The following is an 18,094-nucleotide window of genomic DNA, read 5'->3' on the forward strand; positions in this document are numbered from 1 at the left end:
TCTCAGGGATTCGGGTTCTGCAACCCGAAAAACCATACCAACAGATACAGTATTGAACTATGCAGTCTATTTCTAAACTTTTTGGTTATTATTTGGCCGCACCAGTAGAAAACTTGGTGTACCCCCAACCAACCACCTGGAGCTGATGATGAAAAAACTGTTGATTGCATCCGTACTGACTCTCGGCGCCCTGACCGCCAAGGCGGCCGACATCGTGGACACCGCGATCGCGGCCGGTTCCTTCAAGACCCTGGTCACGGCCGTGCAGGCCGCCGGCCTGGTCGAGACCCTGAAGGGTCCCGGCCCCTTCACCGTGTTTGCCCCGACCGATGAAGCCTTTGCCAAGATTCCCAAGGACAAACTCGATGCCCTGCTGAAAGACAAGAACGCGCTGACCGCCGTGCTGACCTACCATGTGGTTCCCGGCAAGGTCATGGCCGCCGATGTGCAAGCCGGTCAGGTCAAGACCGTGCAGGGCGGCACCATCACCGTCAGCACCCAGGGCGGTGTCAAGGTCGATAACGCCAACGTGGTGAAAACCGACATCACCGCCAGCAACGGCGTGATCCACGTGATCGACACCGTCATCATGCCCAAGTGATTTCCCACCCGGCCGGGCTTCGGAGATGCGCGAAGCTCAGGCCGGCGCCAGGAATGCCTCGACCAGCTGCCACTGCTCCGGGACGTTCAAGGCCGGAGCGTGGCCGCAGCCGTCAATGGTCACGACCCTTGCACGCGGGCCACGTCTGGTCATGGCCTCGGCGGTGGACGCCAGCAACAGATCCGAATCCACGCCACGCAGACACAGCACCGGCACCTCGATCCGGTCGTACACCGGCCACAGGTCGTAATCGTGCGGGTGGTGTTCGAACTGCAGGGCCATGGCGGGGTCGTAATGCGGGGTCACACGCCCGTCCGGCAAGCGGCGCGTGGACGTCTCCGTCAGGCGCCGCCATTGCGCATCGGTCATCTCGCCATACGGCTGGTAAACCTTGCGGAAATACGACTCCAGTTCGCTGACCGTGGCAAACGCCTCAGGCTTGCCCGCGTAGGCACGGATGCGCTGCACAGCCGGCGCGGCCAGCTCCGGACCTATGTCGTTGAGCACCAGCCGGCGGATGCGCCCCCGGAGTTGCCCGGCCGCACAGACCATGCCGATCGCTCCACCCATGGACGTGCCTACCCAGTGGAAATGGTGGATACCCAATTGATCGACCAGATCGACTGCCAGGCGCTCATAAAAGGCCAGACAATACTCGGCAGCAGGTTGCGGGCTCCATTCGCTCAGGCCTCGGCCCACGGTATCCGGACAGATGACGCGGTAGCGCTGGCTCAGATGGGCTGCCAAGTCATCCATATCGCGCCCGGTGCGCGCCAGGCCATGCCAGGCGACAACCGTCTCCTCGTTCCCGCTCCCCCATTCCATGAAATGAATTTCCCGCCCTGCGCAGCGCAGGTAACGCGACACAGGGGTTTGCGTGGCTGCGGTGCTCATTGGGCCCTCTGATTCAAGGCGAGCCGGCGCCAGACGGCGCGCTCGCGCAACTTGCCGACGATGCCGGTGGGAAAGTAATAGACCGACAACACGAACAGCACACCGAGCCAGAGCATCCACCGGTCGGGCGTGAACAGGGCCGGCAGCAACGGAATGCCTTCGGTGACCTGGCCGATCCAGCGCAGCAGATCCTGCAGATAACTTTGTGCCAGCAGGAACAACACGCTGCCCACCAGCGCTCCATAGAGCGTGCCCATGCCACCGATCACCACGATCAGCAAGACGTCCAGCATGATCTCGAAGGACAAGGAGGTGTCGGGGCCGTTGTAGCGCAGCCACAGAGCGAGCAGACAGCCCGCGAGCGTGGCGAACAGCGCGGATATCACGTTCGACAGGGTGCGGTACACGACGGTGCGGTAACCCAATGCTTCGGCACGGAAGTCGTTTTCGCGGATCGCCTGCAGCACGCGGCCGAACGGCGAATTCACGATGCGCAGCATGACCAGGAACATCACCGCCACGACCGCCAGGATGAGGTAGTAGGTGATGAAGCGCCCATTGAGCACCACCGTGCCGAAGGGGCCCACGAAGTCGTCCTCCATCAAGGAAAACCCCGGCGACAGGAGGTAGGGCACACGGAAGGTCAACCCATCCTCACCGCCGGTGATGGCCGAAAGCTGCGACGCCAGTGTGAGGAACGCGGAGGCCACGGCCAGGGTGATCATCGCGAAGAAAATGGCCCGCACCCTCAGCGAGAACAGTCCGATCACCAGCGAGAGCAGCAGCGACACGAACAACGCACACAACACCCCCACACCGATGGCCGTCCAGGTCGGGCCCATGGCGTTGAGGGCGATCGCGATCCCGTAGGCGCCGATGCCGAAGAACATGGTATGGGCGAAACTCACGATGCCCGTGTAGCCCAGCAACAGGTCGAAACTCACCACCAACGCGATGAAGATCAGCACCTTGGCGGCCACGTTCAGGGCCTTGACGCCGGGAAACAGAAAGGGCGCAAACACCAGGCCCAGCACGATCAGCACCAGCAGCACCGACAGCACCCGGCTGCGCGGCAGGTCGTTGGAAAGCAATCTCAGCCACATGCCCATCTCTCCCTTCACCGGTTCGCCACCGGGTACACACCCTGCGGCCGCCACAGCAGGATCGCCACCATGAGCGCAATATTCGAGAACAGCGCCACCTTAGGCGCCAGAAAACCGGTGTAGTTGGCCATCAGGCCCACCAACAGCGCACCGATCAGTGCGCCCAGCGTGGAGCCCAGGCCGCCAATGATGATGACGATGAAGATGAGCACATTGACCTGGGCCCCCATCTGCGGAATCACCGTCTGCTGGTACAGCCCCCACATGACGCCGCCCAGACCCGCCAGCGCGCTGCCCGCCACGAACACCCCGACGAACAGGCGCTTGATGCGATAGCCCAGGGACTCCACCATCTCGCGGTCCTGCACACCGGCGCGGATCAGCAGGCCGACCTTGGTGCGGTTGAGCGTCCACACCATGGCCGCAAACACCGCCAGGCCCACGAGCACCGCCAGCGCCCGGTATTTCTCGACGGCGGCATCGCCCCAGATGAAGGCGCCGCGCAACGACTGCGGCAAGGGCAGCGGAATCTGCTCCGGCCCCCACACCACCTTGATGAGTTCCTCGCCGATGATCATGCCGCCCATGGTGATGAGGATCTGCTTGAGGTGCTGCCCGTACACGGGACGCACGATCAGACGCTCGAAGACATACCCCAGCGCCCCGGCCACGGCCATGGCCACGAGCATGGCCGGCAACAAGGCCACCATGTTCAGCCAGAAGCTGTCGGCCGCGGCATAGCTGCCCATGCTGCCGATGACGGTGGTGGCCACGAAGGCCCCCAGCGCAATGAACACCCCATGCCCGAAGTTCAGCACGTCCATGAGGCCGAAGACCAGCGTCAAGCCAGAAGCGATGATGAAGATGATCAGGCCCATGGCCAGGCCCGCCACCGTCAGCGTGAGCCAGGTGGAGGGGCTGCCCGTGAGCGGCAGGGCCACCAGAGCGAGCACCGGCACCAGGGCCAGGGGTTTCCAGTCGAGTTCCTTGAGAGCCATCATGGGTGGGCTCCCAGTGAGAGGCCCAGCAGCCGGGCCTGCAGTTCGGCATCCTCCGCCAGCTCGGCCATGGAGCCGCTGTGGACCACCCGACCATCGTCCATCACCGCCACGGTGTCCCCGAGTTGCTTGGCGAAATTGAAGTTCTGCTCGACCAGCAGGATCGTGGTCTGGGCCTGCTTGAGCGCCCGGAATGCCTCGATCATGTTCTGGATGATGGCCGGCGCCAGTCCCTTGCTGGGTTCGTCGATCAGCAACAACTTGCGCGGTTCCACGATGGCGCGCGAGACAGCCAGCATCTGCTTCTGTCCACCCGAGAGCTTGCCCGCCGGGTGCAGCCAGAACTTCTTCATCGCGGGGAACAGGTCGAAGATCCATTCCAGACGACGGGTATCCACATCATCCAGCGTGCGTGCGCTGCGCGCTGCCAGCAGGATGTTCTCCCTCACCGTCAGGTCGGAAAAGATGCCCATGCTTTCCGGCACGTAGGCCACGCCGGAACGGGCGATCACCGGCGTCGAGAGCGCCGTGATGTCCTGCCCGTCGAGCATGATGCGGCCTTGACTGGCGGGCCACAAACCCATGATGGTCCGCAGGGTGGTGGTCTTGCCGGCACCGTTGCGGCCGAGCAGCATGGTGAGCTGGTTCACGGGCACCTTCAGGTCCATCCCATGCAGGATGTGATACGCGCCGATGTGGGTGTGAACCCCTTCCAGGGTCAGCAGGTTTTTATCTGTCATGCGACTTCCTTCTGTGCCCGGGCGGGATCGACCCCGAGATAGGCCTGTTGCACCACGGGCGAGGCGATCACCGCCTCGGGTTCGCCGTCGGCCACCAGTTCACCGTTGTGCAGCACGATGATGCGGTCAGAGAGTTCACGCACCACGTCCATCTTGTGCTCCACCAGCAGAATGGTCTTGGTCCGGTCCGCCTTGAGCTGGCGGATCAGATTCAAAATGACCGGCACCTCGTCCACGCTCATGCCGGCCGTGGGTTCGTCAAACATGAACACCTGTGGCTCCAGCGCCATGAGTATGGCCACCTCCAGCTTGCGCTGGTCGCCGTGCGGCAGGCTGGCGGCCCGAGCATCGCGCTTGTCCGCAAGGGCCACCACCTCCAGGATTTCGTTGGCACGCACGAGCAGATCGCGGCGGTCGCTCCAGATCTGCCACAGGTTCAACCCCGCCCCGGCCCTGGCCTGAACCGCCAGCCGCACGTTCTCCAGCACGGTGAGCTGCGGAAACAGGTTGGTGAGCTGAAACGCCCGGCCCAGCCCGGCTCGGGTCCGCTGGGGCGCCGACAGCGCCGACAGGTCTTGCCCATTGAGCGTGACCGTGCCGGCCGAGGCCTTGATCTGCCCGGAGATCAGGTTGAAGTAGGTGGTCTTGCCGGCCCCGTTGGGGCCGACGATGGCGGTCAGGGTGCCGGGCTCGAAAGCGCACGACACAGCATGGACCGCCACGTGTCCGCCGAAACGGACCGTGAGATCTTGAGTCCTGAGCATGGATCAGCGCTGGTTGCGGATCGGCACGTTCATGTCGCTGGGCTTGATTTCCCTGACCAGTTCCGGAATGCCCCATGCCACGTTCGGATCGACCTTGATCCTGAAGTGGTACATGCTCTGCATGGCCTGGTGGTCTTCTTTGCGGAACGTCATGGGGCCTTTGGGCGTGTCAAAGGTCATGCCTGCCATGGTGGCGATGAGCTTGTTGGTGTTGGTGTCGCCCTGGGTTCTCTTGAGGGCTTCCACCACGGCCATGCCCGCTGCCATGCCCCCTGCGGTGAAAAAGTCTGGCGGAGCGTTGAAGCGCTTCTGGTGCTCGCTGACCAGCCACTGGTTCACCGGGTTCTTGGGGATGTCATAGTAGTAATAGGTGGCGCCTTCCATGCCCGGGAACTGTTTGTAGGCCACCATCGCCGGCAGAATGTTGCCCCCCGTGGCGATCTCGATGCCGTAGCGCTGCAGGTCCAGGTCGGCGATCTTGAACGGATTGCCACCGCCACCGGCCCAGAGGATCCAGATCACCTTGCGCCCGGGCTGGTCCTTCAGGCGGTCGATCAGCCGCTGAGCGCCGGCGGTGAAGTCGGTGGTGTTGGTCGGCAGGTATTCTTCATGCACGACCTTCGCGTGTTTGATGGCCTCCTTGAAGGCCTTCACGCCATCGCGCCCGAAAGCATAATCCTGCGCCAGCGTGGCAATGACCGTGCCCGGCTTGTCCAGCGCCACGGCATTGCTGATGGCGTCCTGCGAGCTGTTGCGGCCGGTGCGGAAGATGTAACGGTTCCACTTGTCGCCGGTGATGGAATCGGCCACCGCCGGCTCGACCAGCAGGATCTTGCGGTATTCCTCGGCCACGGGCAGCATGGCCAGGGCCACGCCGGAACCGGTGGGGCCGATCGCGATGTCGGCCTTGTCGTCGGCATAAGCCGCTGCCAATTCCTTGGCACCCACGTCAGGTTTGAACTGGCTGTCTTTCTCGATCACCACCAGCCGCTTGCCTGCCACCGTCATGGTCCCGCCGGTGGCGTACTCCAGGCCCATCATCAGACCCACATGGGTCTGCTTCGCATAGGCTTCCAACGGGCCCGTCTTGTCGTACACGTGGGCAATGCGAATTTCGCCCGATTGGGCATGGACGGCCACGGCGGCGCAGGCCATGACCATGAGCGCGAGGCGGCGGGTGGTATTGAGCATGTTTGTCTCCTGATATGACGGTGCAGCGTCGAGCGCTACGCCGATCTCGAGCAAACTTCATGCCAATTCACAACCCGTTGTTCTGTATAGACTTTTATAAAAACGATCGAAGAATTGTCTAAAAAACAGACGGATCAAGAGGGAAAAATGTCTGGTTTCTGGACTGGTGTTTACGTTTTGGACACTTCATCCAGCGAAGCCAGCTTTTCGTAGAACGTGGCGCGTGACATGCCCAACAACCGGGCCGCTGCCGCCCGGTTGCCCCCGGTGTGCTGCAAGGCCGCCCGCATCGCGCGTCGTTCGAGATCCCTGACCTGCTCGGCCAGCGGTCGGTCGAGCAGTCCGGTCTGTGCAGGCACGTGTTCACCGGCCTCGCTGCTCGAACGGGCCACGGGTGCGACGATCTGCCCGACACCGGCCCGGCGCAACACGGCCTCCACCGTGACAGCGTCGATATGGTGGTCCTCGCTGCGCAGGGCGGCCTGTTCCAGCACGTTGCGCAGTTCACGGGTGTTGCCACGCCAGTGCTGAGCCTGCAACAATGCCACCGCATCGGCGCTCACGTCCATCGGCAGCATGCCGTTGCGGGCGGCGATGTCCTCACACAGCGCCTCGATCAGCAAGGGAATGTCGGTACGCCGCTCACGCAAGGGCGGGACCCGAATCGGCAGCACATGGAGACGGTAGTACAGATCCTCCCGGAAGCGCCCTTCCCGCACGCATTGCGCCAGATCCCGCGAGGTCGCAGCCACCACACGCACGTTGAACGTGACCACCTGGTTCGATCCAAGCGGCTCGATCTCGCCTTCCTGCAAGGCGCGCAGCAGCTTCACCTGCACCGCCATGGGCATATCGCCCACCTCGTCGAGGAACAGCGTGCCACCGTCGGCCAGTTTGAACTTGCCGTCGCGTCCCTTGCGATCGGCCCCTGTATAGGCGCCCGGGGCAACCCCGAAAAACTCGGCTTCCAACAACGTATCGGGTACGGCCGCGATGTTCACGCTCACGAAGGGGCGGGAAGCACGATCGGAAGCCGCGTGGATGGCATGCGCCAACAACTCCTTGCCTGTGCCGGTTTCGCCCAGCAGCAGCACCGGGCTGGAGGATTGCGCAGCCCGCCGTGCCTGCCGCTTGACCTCCTGGGCCTCGGGGCTGCGACCAATGAAACTGGCCAGCGTGTACTTGCTGCGCCGTTGCTGCGCCAGTTCTCGGCGGGCATCGTCGAGGTCTTGCTGCAGGCGCGCGAACTTGTTGATCAGCGGCTGCATGGTGGTTTCGGGGTGATCGAAAAGCACGATGCCCAGCGCCCCCATCACCTCACCATCCGCCCCACGCAGCGGGATGCGGCTCACGACGAAAGTACCGGCCTTGTTGGTCAACAGGTCGATGAGGATGGGCTGCCCGGTTTCCAGTACGCGATGCATCTGGGTGTTGTGCACCACCTCCGAGACCGGACGCCCCACGAAATCGGCCTCGCTCTCGTATCCCAAGGCAGGCAGAAAGCGCCGATACTGTTCGTTGATCCAGACCACCCGCGCCTGCCGATCGACCAGCAACATCCCCTCGCTGGCATTGGCAAACAGGTCGAACATGGAGCGCGCCGCAAGTTCCAGTATGCTTTGGGCGTCGCGTGGCAGACGGTTGTCGTGAGGCATGCGGCCATGTTAACGTTTCGCCGCATCCATGAGCAGCTCACCTTCATCGACCGAACGCGTCCGCCTCGACAAATGGCTCTGGGCGGCACGGTTCTTCAAGACCCGCAGCCTGGCGGCCGACGAGATCGACAAGGGCCGGGTACGGATCAACGGTCAAGTCGCCAAGGCCTCGCGCGAACCCAGACTCGGCGACGAGATCGAATTCAAGGCCGGCTACACCATCCGCACCGTGGTGGTCCGGGCCTTGAGCACGGTGCGTGGCCCTGCCCCGCAAGCCGCCCTGCTCTACGAGGAAACGGCGGCCTCTCTGCTGGCTCGCGAACAGGCCGCCGAACAAAGGCGCTTGGCCCCCGAACCCGCGCATGCCATTGCCCAGGGCCGCCCCACCAAGCGCGACCGCCGCCGCATCGACGACCTGCGCAGCGCTGGCGAAGGCCCACGCCGACGCTGGAACGACCGCTGGAGCGCTTCGATCGACGAATAAACCCCCACCCACATCGACCCAGGAGACACCCTTTGAGCACCCCGCGCTACCCGTTCCCAGATCTCGACACCCTGCCCGAAGACATTCGCACCCGGATTCTGGAAGTCCAGGAAAAAGCAGGCTTCATACCCAACGTATTCCTGGCCTTTGCGCGGCGCCCGGCCGAGTGGCGCGCCTTTTTCGCCTACCACGACGCTTTGATGCTGCCCGAGACCGTTGGCCGCCAGAGTGGCCTCACCAAGGGCGACCGTGAAATGATCGTCACCGCCACCAGCGCTGCCAACCAGTGCCTGTACTGCGTGGTGGCCCACGGCGCCCTGCTGCGCATCTATGAAAAGAAACCGCTGGTGGCCGATCAGGTGGCCGTGAACCACCGCAAGGCCGACATTTCGCCACGCCAGCGCGCGATGCTGGACTTCGCCATGAAGGTTTGCCAGCGCTCGCACGAAATCGACGACGACGATTTCGCCACGCTTCATGCCCACGGCTTCACCGATGAGGACGCCTGGGACATCGCCGCCATCACGGCCTTTTTCGGCCTGAGCAACCGCATGGCCTCGTTCAGCGGCATGCAACCCAACCCGGAGTTCTACCTCATGGGCCGGGTGCCCAAAGCCAAGCCGGCCGCCTGATCAGCTGATCTGTGCGCGCAGCCGATCCGGCATGGGCGCGGATTTCTGGTTGGGAAAATCCACCCACACGACTGTGGCCCCGCCGTTGGCATAGACCGTATCGGGGTCGTCGGTCCGTGACATCACATGGTAGGTGTCGAACGAGGTGCGCCCCACCGCCCCCGTGTAGGTGTGGATCAGCACCTCACCGGGATACTCGAACTGCTTGATGAAGTTGCAAAAAGCGTTGACGATCACCGGCCCCTCTCCCTGAGGATTGGCGGGCACGCCGGAGTCGAACATCCATTGCAGGCGGGCGATTTCCATGTAGCGGAAATACAGCGTGTTGTTCACGTGGCCCATGGCGTCCATGTCGCCCCAGCGGATGGGAATGACCATGGTGTGAATCCGCTTCTTGTGCTCGGGGATGTCGAATCGCATCCAGCCCTCCTGCCAGTCTGATGATGGATGATGTGTGCGGTATCGACCCGCATGGCATGGCCAATGTCGTGCACTCGACAAGAATTGTGCCGCAGCCGCCTCTAAAATCCGTCGCAGGCATGACAGCTTGGCGTCAGCTTGAGCCCTCTGCAGCCCCGTGACCCGTCCTCCAAAGAGCACCATGAAAACACCTGACAACCTTCTTGAACAGTTCGGCCCACGCGAGGCCATGGAATACGACGTGGTCATCGTTGGCGGTGGCCCGGCCGGCCTGTCCACGGCCATCCGGCTCAAGCAACTGGCCGCCGAAAAAGGCAGCGAATGCACCGTGTGCGTGCTCGAAAAAGGCTCCGAGCCGGGCGCGCACATCCTCTCGGGCGCGGTCATGGACCCGCGTGCCCTCAGCGAGCTGTTCCCGAACTGGAAGGAACTCGGCGCTCCCCTGAACCAGCCCGTCAGCGGCGACGAGGTGCTGTTCCTCAAAGAAAACAGCGCCATCCGCACGCCCAACTGGCTCGTCCCCAACAACTTCCACAACGAAGGCTGTTATGTGATCAGCCTGGGCACCGTCACCAAATGGCTGAGCGAGCAGGCCGAAGCCCTGGGCGTGGAAATCTTCCCCGGCTTCACCGCCGCCGAGGTGCTGTACCACGAGGATGGGCCATTGAGCGGCTCCGTCAAGGGCGTGGCCACCGGCCACATGGGCCTGGGCAAGGACGGCCAGCCCACCGACGCCTTTCAGCTCGGCATGGAACTGCATGCCAAGTACACGGTGTTTGCCGAAGGTGCACGCGGTCATCTGGGCAAGCAGTTGATCGCCAAATACCAGTTGGACGCCGGCAAGGACCCACAAACCTATGGCATCGGCATCAAGGAACTGTGGGAAGTGCCGGCCGACAAGGCCAAACCGGGCTTGGTGGTCCACACCGCTGGCTGGCCGCTGGACAGCAAGACCTACGGCGGTGGATTCCTGTATCACCTCGAAGGCAACAAGGTGACGCTGGGCTTCGTGGTGGGACTGGACTACCAGAACCCCTGGTTGAGCCCGTTTGAAGAAATGCAGCGCTGGAAAACACACCCTGCGATCCGCGCCCACATCGAAGGCGGCAAACGCATCGGCTATGGCGCGCGTGCCATCGCCGCCGGTGGCCTGATGAGCCTGCCCAAGACGGTGTTTCCGGGCGGAGCCCTGGTCGGCTGCGACGCCGGCTACCTCAACGCTGCGCGCATCAAGGGCAGCCACGCCGCCATCAAAAGCGGCATGCTCTGCGCCGAAGCGGCCTTCGAGGCTCTGCAAGCCGGCCGCAGCGGTGATGAGTTGACGGCCTACCCCGCGGCTTTCGAGAAGAGCTGGCTGTACGAAGAGCTCGATGCCTCGCGCAACTTCAAGAGCTGGTTCAAGAAGGGCAATACCGTGGGGTCGCTGATGACCGGAATCGAGCACTGGCTGCTGCCCAAGCTGGGCATGAAGCGCCCACCGTGGACCATCCACCGCACCCAGGCCGACCACACTTTCCTGCGCCCGGCCGCCGAATGCCCACAAATCAGCTACCCCAAGCCCGACGGCAAGCTGACCTTCGACCGTTTGAGCAGTGTGTTCATCAGCAACACCAACCACGAAGAGAACCAGCCCGCACACCTCACCCTGAAGGATCCCAGCGTGCCGGTGCGCGTGAACCTGGCCAAGTTTGCAGGCCCCGAGAGCCGCTACTGCCCGGCGGGGGTGTACGAGTTCGTGAACAAGGACGGGGTTGATGAGCTGGTGATCAACGCGCAGAACTGCGTGCACTGCAAAACCTGCGACATCAAGGACCCGACGCAGAACATCGTTTGGGTCACACCCGAAGGTGGAGGCGGGCCCAACTACGCGGGCATGTGAGCGCCAACCAGCCCCTGGTGACGGGGTCGTGCAGCTACAATAGCTGCGTCAGGAGAGTGCACCGACCTCTGATGTGGGGCGGGTGCCGCCGAAGGCGCAGGCCATCGCATCGTCGGGGGCTGAACGCTCAGGCAAAAGGACTGGCAAGCGCTTGCCGCTGGCAGGCGTTCCCCCCTGGAGAGAGGCCGCCCGCTGAGGCGGTCCACCGAAGGAGCAAGCGCCCGGTCGCCCCATGGCGGCCAGCGTGAATCTCTCAGGTAGAGCGGACAGGTGGGCAGTGACCGGACATGCCGCAGGGCATGCCGGTGTTTGGCCTTTCGGGGTCGCTGCCTTCCACACCTGATCCATGTCTGACACCGCCTCCTCTTTACTGACCACCCCCCTGCATGCCTTGCATCGGGAGCTGGGCGCGCGCATGGTCGCGTTTGCCGGCTACGCCATGCCGGTGCAGTATCCCGCCGGGCTGATCGCGGAACACCTGCACACGCGCCGTGCCGCCGGCTTGTTCGACGTCTCGCACATGGGGCAGTTGCGCCTGGTCGGCCCTGATGCGGCGGCGGCCTTCGAAACCCTGATGCCGGTGGACGTGATCGGCCTGGGCTTGCACAAGCAGCGTTACGGCCTGCTGCTGAACGACGACGGCGGCATCATCGACGACCTCATGTTCGTCAACCGGGGCGAGGATTTGTTGGTGATCGTCAACGGTGCCTGCAAGGTGGGCGACATCGCTCACATCCAGGCCCGCATTGGCCAGCGGTGTCAGGTCATCCCCATGCCAGAGCGGGCGCTGCTGGCGCTGCAAGGCCCACAGGCCGTGACCGCGCTGCAACGGGTCGTGCCTGGCGTGGAACAACTGGTGTTCATGACCGGCATGGCCGCCACCTGGAACGACGCCGACCTGTACATCACCCGCAGCGGCTATACCGGCGAAGACGGTTTCGAAATTTCGCTGCCCGCCGACGCGGCCGAAGCGTTCGCCCGCGCGCTGCTGGCCCAGCCCGAGGTGCAACCGATTGGCCTGGGCGCGCGCAATTCCCTGCGGCTGGAAGCCGGCCTGTGCCTGTACGGCAACGACATCGACACCCACACCACCCCGGTGGAGGCTGCACTGAACTGGGCGATACAGAAGGTACGCCGCACCGGCGGCGAACGTGCTGGCGGCTTCCCAGGCGCCGCCAAGGTGCTGGCGCAACTGGACGGCACCGCGCGCCTCACGCGCCAGCGCGTGGGCCTGATCGCCCAAGAGCGCATTCCCGTGCGTGAACACACAGAACTGCAGAACACGGCTGGCGAACGCATCGGCGAAGTCACCAGCGGGCTGCTCTCGCCCTCCATCAACCAGCCCATCGCCATGGGCTATGTGCAGTCCGGTTATGCTGCGCTCGGCACACAGGTGCAGGCGCTCGTCCGGGGCAAGGCGGTGCCGATGGAGGTCGTTGCCCTGCCCTTCGTGCCCAACCGTTACCACCGCGGCTGAGTCTGCGACACAACCCGCACCCGATTTCTTTTTTGATTGGAGCCCTCATGAGCCTGAAGTACACCCCCGACCACGAATGGGTCCTCGTCGATGGCGACATTGCCACGGTGGGCATCACCCACCATGCGCAAGACGCGCTGGGCGATGTGGTGTTCGTGGAACTGCCCGACGTGGGCAAGACCTTGGCACAAAAAGACGTGGCCGGCGTGGTCGAATCCGTGAAGGCAGCCGCTGACGTGTATATGCCCGTCAGCGGCGAGATCGTCGAGGTCAATGAGAACCTGAAGCTCGACCCCGCACTGGCCAACAGCGACCCGCTGGGCGCCGGCTGGTTCTTCAAGGTCAAGCTGTCGAACGCCGCCGAACTGGCCGAGCTGCTGGACGAAACCGCCTACGGCGAATTGACCCAGTAACCCCCTTTCCTGCGCAGACCGCCCTGCCCCCGGAGCCCGCCATGCTCATGCCCACCGCCCGGCCTCTGGCCGACCTGGAAAACGCCAACGAGTTCGTTGCCCGCCACATCGGCATTTCGAAAGACGACGAGCGCCTGATGCTCTCCGTCATCGGCGAGGCTTCGCGCCGCGCGCTGATCGACAGCATCGTGCCGCGCAGCATCGCCCGCGCCCGGCCCATGGAACTGCCGCCGGCCGTGACCGAGGCCGCCGCGCTGGCCGAGCTCAAGGCCATCGCCAGCCAGAACCAGGTGTTCAAGAGCTACATCGGGCAGGGGTACTACGGCACGCACACGCCGGGCGTGATTTTGCGTAACGTCCTGGAAAACCCTGCCTGGTACACCGCCTACACGCCCTACCAGGCCGAGATTTCCCAGGGCCGCATGGAAGCGCTGGTCAACTTCCAGACGATGGTGACCGACCTCACCGGCATGGACATCGCCAACGCCTCCATGCTGGACGAGGCCACCGCCGCCGCCGAGGCCATGACGCTGGCCAAGCGCTCGGTCAAGGCCAAGGGCCACACCTTCGTGGTGAGCGGCGACTGCCACCCGCAAACGATCGAGGTCATCCAGACCCGCGCCGCCCCGTTGGGCCTGACGGTGCGGGTGGTGCACTCCACCGACGAGTGGATGGCCGCGATCGCCGCTGACGACTGCTTTGCCGCCATCAACCAGTACCCCGGCAGCAGCGGCTGGCTGGCCGATTGGCAGGCCAGCGCCGACGTGCTGCACGCCAAGGGCGCGGCGCTCATCCTGGCGGCCGATCTGCTGGCCCTGACGCTGCTCAAACCCCCGGGTGAGATGGGCGCCGACATCGTGGTCGGCACCACACAGCGCTTCGGCATGCCCATGGGCGCAGGTGGCCCGCACGCCGCCTACATGGCCTGCCGCGATGCGTTCAAGCGCTCGCTGCCCGGCCGCCTGGTCGGCGTGAGCGTGGACGCACACGGCAACCCGGCCTACCGGCTGGCGCTGCAAACGCGCGAACAGCACATCCGCCGCGAAAAAGCCACCTCCAACATCTGCACCGCACAGGTGCTGCCTGCCGTCGTGGCCAGCATGTACGCCGTGTACCATGGGCCGGAGGGCCTCAAGCGCATCGCGCAGCGGGTGGCGGCCTACACCGCCGTGCTTGCCACTGGCCTGGAACGACTGGGCCTGATCAGCCTGCACCACACCGCGTTCGACACACTGACGCTGGACCTGGGCTCACCCGATGCCGCCCACGCCCTCCACCAGCGCGCCGCGGCCCTGCGCATCAACCTGCGCCGCTACAGTGGCACGCGCGCCGCCTGCGTCGGCATCAGCCTGGACGAAACCACCACCCGCGACGACATCCGCCAACTGTGGGCCCTGTTCGCTGCCGAAGGCCAGGCACTGCCCGACTTCGCTGCGTTCGAAAAAGGCGTGGAGCCGCGCATCCCGGCCGAGCTGCGCCGCAGCAGCGACTTCATGACGCACCCGGTGTTTCACCGCCATCACAGCGAAACCGCCATGCTGCGCTACATCCGCGCCCTCTCCGACAAGGACTTGGCGCTGGACCGCAGCATGATCCCGCTGGGCTCGTGCACCATGAAGCTCAACGCCACCAGCGAAATGATCCCCATCACCTGGCCGGAGTTCGCCCAGGTGCACCCCTTTGCCCCGGCGGATCAGCTCAAGGGCTACCAGTTGCTCGACGCGCAATTGCGCGCCTGGCTCTGCCAGGCCACTGGGTATGCCGGCATCAGCCTGCAACCCAACGCCGGCTCCCAGGGCGAATACGCCGGTTTGCTGGCCATCCAGGCTTGGCACGCCTCCCGTGGCGAGGCGCACCGCAACGTCTGTCTCATTCCCCAGTCGGCCCACGGCACCAACCCGGCCAGCGCCCAAATGGTGGGGATGCAGGTGGTCGTCACGAAGTGCGACGAGCGCGGCAACGTGGACATGGACGACCTGCGGGCCAAGTGCGAACAGCACAGCGCGAACCTGGCCTGCGTGATGATCACCTACCCCAGCACGCACGGCGTGTTCGAAACCCAGGTGAAAGACCTGTGCGCGCTGGTGCACCAACACGGCGGGCGCGTCTATGTGGACGGAGCCAACATGAACGCCCTGGTGGGCGTGGCCGCGCCGGGCGAGTTCGGCGGTGACGTGAGCCACCTCAACCTGCACAAGACCTTCTGCATCCCGCACGGCGGCGGGGGCCCGGGCGTGGGGCCGGTCTGCGTGGTGGAAGATCTGGTGCCGTTCCTGCCGGGTCACGCGACGGCTGAGGCCCAAGGCGCGGTCATGGGCGCTGCCCCCATGAATGCCAAGGTGGGGGCGGTGTCGGCTGCTCCACTGGGCAATGCCGCCGTCTTGCCCATTTCGTGGATGTACATCCGCATGATGGGCGCCGAGGGCCTGAAGCACGCCACCGAGGCCGCCATCCTGGCCGCCAATTACATCAGCGTGCGGCTGAAAGACCATTACCCCACGCTCTATGCGAGCGACAACGGCCATGTGGCCCACGAGTGCATCCTGGATTTGCGCCACCTCAAGGACAGCAGCGGCGTGATGGCCGAGGACGTGGCCAAACGCCTGATGGACTATGGCTTCCACGCCCCCACCCTGAGCTTTCCGGTGGCCAACACGCTGATGGTAGAGCCCACCGAGAGCGAAACGCGCGAGGAACTCGATCGCTTCATCGACGCGATGATCGCCATCCGCGAAGAAATCCGTCTGATCGAGAACGGTACCTGGCCTCGGGACGACAACCCCTTGAAAAACGCCCCGCACACCGCCGCCAGCCTGATGAAGGCGGACTGGCCTCATCCCTATGGCCGCGAGGTCGGCGCCGCGTCGCCATCGAGCCGGGCACACGCCAAGTACTGGCCTCCCGTGGGCCGCATCGACAACGCTTACGGCGACCGCAACCTGTTTTGCAGTTGCGTGCCGGTTGGCGAGCCGGACTGACCCCGGGGACCAGGCAGGCGTCCTGGCCGGCTGCGCGCTGGACGCCCCCGGCCAGCGCGCAGCCTGAAGGAAGCGCTCACTGCAAACTGAGGGCATCCATCGCCAGGTAGCGATAGCTCACCTCCCGGACGAGGTATTCGGGCAACGGCCCGCCTTCCACCCCCCAGTTGGCCGCCCCGAGGGCAAAAAACAGCGGCAGAAAGTGCTCATCCGTGGGATGCGCCCTCACGGCTTCGGGGGCCTGACGCCGATAGTCGAAAAGCCGGTCTCGATCACCGGCCAGCAGCACGCCCTCGACCCAGCGGCTGAACGCCGACACATAGGCCGCGGCCGGGGCCTCGCGCTCGGGCCGACCGCCGAAAAACTCCTGCAGGTTGTGCGTCATGCTCCCGGAGCCCATGAGCAGAATGCCCTTGCCGCGCAGATCGCGCAGCGCCTGGCCCAGCGCATAGACGTCGGCCGGCCCGGCGTGTACGGGCAGCGAGAGCTGCACCACCGGCACATCGGCCTGCGGAAACAGAAAACCCAGCGGCACCCAGGCCCCGTGATCGAACGGGCGCCGGCCATCGGCCACGGCCGCAATACCCGCCTGCGCCAGGCGCTGCAAGACCGCCTCGGCCAGTGCCGGCGACCCTGGGGCCGGGTATTGCAGCCGGTAGAGCTCCTGAGGAAACCCGCCGAAATCGTGCCAGGTCTCGGGCGCAGGATGCGTCATCACGGCGGGCAGGTCCGACATCCAGTGCGGAGACATGACCACCACTGCCTGGACCCCGATCGCCTTCAGGTGCTCGCCATGGCGAGTCAGGGCGGGCCCGGTCTGACCGGGCTCGAGGGCCAGCATGGGAGACCCATGGGAAACGAAAAGGGCAGGTATGAGGGCATCTGTATGCATGTGCACACTGTACGCCCACAGGCGAGTGGGGTCGTTCAATCTTTTGCAGCGCAGTGTTCAAAGTCCACCAACCTGATCGGCGACAATGGTGCGCTGCATCAGCCATCCCATCTGCCCTGCATGTCCACTCCGACCGTTGACCGCTACGCCGTGATCGGCCACCCGATTGGCCACAGCAAGTCCCCCACCATCCATGCCGCGTTTGCCGAGGCCACCGGCCAGCGGCTGGAGTACACCGCCATCGACAGCCCGCCGGGGGCATTCGCCGCCACGGTGGACCGCTTCAGGCAGGAAGGGGGGCGTGGCGTCAACGTGACCGTGCCGTTCAAACTGGAGGCCTGCGCCTACGCCACCGACGTCTCAGCGGCCGCTCGCGCCGCCGGTGCCGCCAACGCGCTCAAATTCGACGGCGAACGGGTGTTCGCGGAGAACTTCGACGGCTCGGGCCTGGTCCGCGACATCCGGGACAACCTGGGCCATCGTCTGGAAGGCCTGCGCGTGCTGCTGCTGGGCGCCGGTGGCGCGACGCGCGGCGCCGTGTTGCCCTTGCTCCAGGAAAACCCGGCCCGACTGTTCGTGGCGAACCGGACCGTGGACAAGGCCATGGCCCTGGTGGCCGATTTCCACGCTGCGGGAGCGAACACGGCCGTCCTGCAAGCGGGCGGTTACAACGATCTGGGGCGGGACGACACCTTCGACATCGTGATCAACGCCACCTCCGCCAGCCTGACGGCTGAAGCGCTGCCGCTGCCCGCCACGGCCCTGCAAGCCGTCGGGCTCGCCTACGACATGGTCTATGGCAAGGGGCTCACGCCGTTTTTGCTTCAGGCCCAGGCAGCGGGTGTGCGCCATCTGGCCGATGGCATCGGGATGCTGGTCGAGCAGGCCGCCGATGCCTTCGCCTGGTGGCGCGGTGTCCGCCCCGCCACGCACGATCTCATCCGCCGCCTCTCCACCCCTCTGGTTTGACCCA

The 18,094-nt window shown here is 64.8% G+C and carries 17 protein-coding genes and 2 riboswitches; of the genes, 8 read left to right on the top strand and 9 right to left on the bottom strand.

Features of this window, described 5'->3' with window-relative positions; all coding sequences use genetic code 11:
* Positions 1-148: 148 nt before the first annotated feature.
* Positions 149-601: a fasciclin domain-containing protein gene (locus HZS63_RS06675; RefSeq protein WP_180683272.1), complete on the top strand. Its 453-nt coding sequence runs from the start codon at positions 149-151 to the stop codon at positions 599-601.
* 36 nt (positions 602-637) lie between these two features.
* On the opposite strand, the gene HZS63_RS06680 is transcribed toward HZS63_RS06675, so the two are convergent.
* From HZS63_RS06680 to HZS63_RS06710, 7 genes are all read right to left on the bottom strand, one after another.
* Positions 638-1,495: an alpha/beta fold hydrolase gene (locus HZS63_RS06680; protein WP_180683273.1), complete on the bottom strand. Its 858-nt coding sequence runs from the start codon at positions 1,493-1,495 to the stop codon at positions 638-640.
* The gene (locus HZS63_RS06685) at positions 1,492-2,598 is read right to left on the bottom strand and encodes a branched-chain amino acid ABC transporter permease (protein ID WP_180683274.1); all 1,107 of its coding nucleotides are present in this window, start codon (positions 2,596-2,598) and stop codon (positions 1,492-1,494) included. The genes HZS63_RS06680 and HZS63_RS06685 overlap by 4 nt, the downstream gene beginning before the upstream one ends.
* 14 nt (positions 2,599-2,612) lie before the next feature.
* Positions 2,613-3,596, bottom strand: a complete 984-nt coding sequence (locus HZS63_RS06690) for a branched-chain amino acid ABC transporter permease (protein ID WP_180683359.1) — start codon at positions 3,594-3,596, stop codon at positions 2,613-2,615.
* The gene (locus tag HZS63_RS06695) at positions 3,596-4,336 is read right to left on the bottom strand and encodes an ABC transporter ATP-binding protein (RefSeq protein WP_180683275.1); all 741 of its coding nucleotides are present in this window, start codon (positions 4,334-4,336) and stop codon (positions 3,596-3,598) included. Before HZS63_RS06695 ends, HZS63_RS06690 begins: the two co-directional genes overlap by 1 nt.
* Positions 4,333-5,100, bottom strand: coding sequence for an ABC transporter ATP-binding protein (locus HZS63_RS06700; protein WP_180683276.1), 768 nt, complete (start codon positions 5,098-5,100; stop codon positions 4,333-4,335). Before HZS63_RS06700 ends, HZS63_RS06695 begins: the two co-directional genes overlap by 4 nt.
* A 3-nt stretch (positions 5,101-5,103) precedes the next feature.
* Positions 5,104-6,261, bottom strand: coding sequence for a substrate-binding domain-containing protein (locus HZS63_RS06705; RefSeq protein ID WP_246316224.1), 1,158 nt, complete (start codon positions 6,259-6,261; stop codon positions 5,104-5,106).
* Positions 6,262-6,461: 200 nt separating this feature from the next.
* Positions 6,462-7,946, bottom strand: coding sequence for a sigma-54 interaction domain-containing protein (locus HZS63_RS06710; protein ID WP_180683278.1), 1,485 nt, complete (start codon positions 7,944-7,946; stop codon positions 6,462-6,464).
* Positions 7,947-7,974: 28 nt separating this feature from the next.
* On the opposite strand from HZS63_RS06710, the gene HZS63_RS06715 reads away from it, so the two are divergent.
* Both HZS63_RS06715 and HZS63_RS06720 read left to right on the top strand, forming a co-directional pair.
* Positions 7,975-8,430, top strand: coding sequence for an RNA-binding S4 domain-containing protein (locus tag HZS63_RS06715; RefSeq protein ID WP_180683279.1), 456 nt, complete (start codon positions 7,975-7,977; stop codon positions 8,428-8,430).
* Positions 8,431-8,462: 32 nt separating this feature from the next.
* On the top strand, positions 8,463-9,062 hold the full coding sequence (locus HZS63_RS06720) for a peroxidase-related enzyme (protein ID WP_180683280.1): 600 nt from the start codon (positions 8,463-8,465) through the stop codon (positions 9,060-9,062).
* Here HZS63_RS06720 and HZS63_RS06725 read toward each other — a convergent pair whose 3' ends face one another.
* Positions 9,063-9,482: an acyl-CoA thioesterase gene (locus HZS63_RS06725; RefSeq protein ID WP_180683281.1), complete on the bottom strand. Its 420-nt coding sequence runs from the start codon at positions 9,480-9,482 to the stop codon at positions 9,063-9,065. It lies immediately after the preceding gene.
* A 181-nt stretch (positions 9,483-9,663) separates the two neighbouring features.
* Here HZS63_RS06725 and HZS63_RS06730 point away from each other — a divergent pair, with 181 nt between their 5' ends.
* The 4 genes from HZS63_RS06730 to gcvP all read left to right on the top strand — a co-directional run bounded on the left by HZS63_RS06730 (position 9,664) and on the right by gcvP (position 16,229).
* The gene (locus tag HZS63_RS06730; protein ID WP_180683282.1) at positions 9,664-11,361 is read left to right on the top strand and encodes an electron transfer flavoprotein-ubiquinone oxidoreductase; all 1,698 of its coding nucleotides are present in this window, start codon (positions 9,664-9,666) and stop codon (positions 11,359-11,361) included.
* Positions 11,362-11,400: 39 nt separating this feature from the next.
* A riboswitch (glycine riboswitch) is annotated at positions 11,401-11,514 on the top strand.
* A gap of 11 nt (positions 11,515-11,525) precedes the next feature.
* Positions 11,526-11,641, top strand: a riboswitch (glycine riboswitch).
* 66 nt (positions 11,642-11,707) lie between these two features.
* Positions 11,708-12,838 (top strand): glycine cleavage system aminomethyltransferase GcvT, encoded by a 1,131-nt coding sequence (gene gcvT, locus HZS63_RS06735; RefSeq protein WP_180683283.1) that lies wholly within the window; start codon positions 11,708-11,710, stop codon positions 12,836-12,838.
* A gap of 47 nt (positions 12,839-12,885) precedes the next feature.
* The gene (gcvH, locus tag HZS63_RS06740) at positions 12,886-13,251 is read left to right on the top strand and encodes a glycine cleavage system protein GcvH (protein WP_180683284.1); all 366 of its coding nucleotides are present in this window, start codon (positions 12,886-12,888) and stop codon (positions 13,249-13,251) included.
* 41 nt (positions 13,252-13,292) lie between these two features.
* A complete protein-coding gene (gcvP, locus tag HZS63_RS06745) occupies positions 13,293-16,229 on the top strand; it encodes an aminomethyl-transferring glycine dehydrogenase (RefSeq protein ID WP_180683285.1) in 2,937 nt (978 codons plus the stop codon).
* Between the two features lie 76 nt (positions 16,230-16,305).
* Here gcvP and HZS63_RS06750 read toward each other — a convergent pair whose 3' ends face one another.
* Entirely contained in the window at positions 16,306-17,121 is an 816-nt protein-coding gene (locus HZS63_RS06750; RefSeq protein WP_180683286.1) for a DODA-type extradiol aromatic ring-opening family dioxygenase, read from the bottom strand.
* A gap of 120 nt (positions 17,122-17,241) precedes the next feature.
* Between HZS63_RS06750 and aroE the strand changes: the two genes are divergently transcribed.
* A complete protein-coding gene (aroE, locus tag HZS63_RS06755) occupies positions 17,242-18,090 on the top strand; it encodes a shikimate dehydrogenase (RefSeq protein ID WP_180683287.1) in 849 nt (282 codons plus the stop codon).
* The last annotated feature ends 4 nt before the right edge of the window (positions 18,091-18,094 follow it).

The organism is Tepidicella baoligensis (assembly GCF_013432195.1).
GTDB classification, from domain to species: domain Bacteria; phylum Pseudomonadota; class Gammaproteobacteria; order Burkholderiales; family Burkholderiaceae_C; genus Tepidicella; species Tepidicella baoligensis.

Excerpts from the sequence above, each read along its gene's own strand:
- gcvH (WP_180683284.1), top strand. The coding sequence starts at position 12,886 with ATGAGCCTGAAGTACACCCCCGACCACGAATGGGTCCTCGTCGATGGC.
- HZS63_RS06750 (WP_180683286.1), bottom strand. The coding sequence starts at position 17,121 with ATGCATACAGATGCCCTCATACCTGCCCTTTTCGTTTCCCATGGGTCT.
- HZS63_RS06730 (WP_180683282.1), top strand. The coding sequence starts at position 9,664 with ATGAAAACACCTGACAACCTTCTTGAACAGTTCGGCCCACGCGAGGCC.
- HZS63_RS06690 (WP_180683359.1), bottom strand. The coding sequence starts at position 3,596 with ATGGCTCTCAAGGAACTCGACTGGAAACCCCTGGCCCTGGTGCCGGTG.
- gcvP (WP_180683285.1), top strand. The coding sequence starts at position 13,293 with ATGCTCATGCCCACCGCCCGGCCTCTGGCCGACCTGGAAAACGCCAAC.
- aroE (WP_180683287.1), top strand. The coding sequence starts at position 17,242 with ATGTCCACTCCGACCGTTGACCGCTACGCCGTGATCGGCCACCCGATT.
- HZS63_RS06680 (WP_180683273.1), bottom strand. The coding sequence starts at position 1,495 with ATGAGCACCGCAGCCACGCAAACCCCTGTGTCGCGTTACCTGCGCTGC.
- gcvT (WP_180683283.1), top strand. The coding sequence starts at position 11,708 with ATGTCTGACACCGCCTCCTCTTTACTGACCACCCCCCTGCATGCCTTG.
- HZS63_RS06725 (WP_180683281.1), bottom strand. The coding sequence starts at position 9,482 with ATGCGATTCGACATCCCCGAGCACAAGAAGCGGATTCACACCATGGTC.
- HZS63_RS06700 (WP_180683276.1), bottom strand. The coding sequence starts at position 5,100 with ATGCTCAGGACTCAAGATCTCACGGTCCGTTTCGGCGGACACGTGGCG.
- HZS63_RS06675 (WP_180683272.1), top strand. The coding sequence starts at position 149 with ATGAAAAAACTGTTGATTGCATCCGTACTGACTCTCGGCGCCCTGACC.
- HZS63_RS06705 (WP_246316224.1), bottom strand. The coding sequence starts at position 6,261 with ATGGTCATGGCCTGCGCCGCCGTGGCCGTCCATGCCCAATCGGGCGAA.
- HZS63_RS06695 (WP_180683275.1), bottom strand. The coding sequence starts at position 4,336 with ATGACAGATAAAAACCTGCTGACCCTGGAAGGGGTTCACACCCACATC.
- HZS63_RS06685 (WP_180683274.1), bottom strand. The coding sequence starts at position 2,598 with ATGTGGCTGAGATTGCTTTCCAACGACCTGCCGCGCAGCCGGGTGCTG.
- HZS63_RS06715 (WP_180683279.1), top strand. The coding sequence starts at position 7,975 with ATGAGCAGCTCACCTTCATCGACCGAACGCGTCCGCCTCGACAAATGG.
- HZS63_RS06710 (WP_180683278.1), bottom strand. The coding sequence starts at position 7,946 with ATGCCTCACGACAACCGTCTGCCACGCGACGCCCAAAGCATACTGGAA.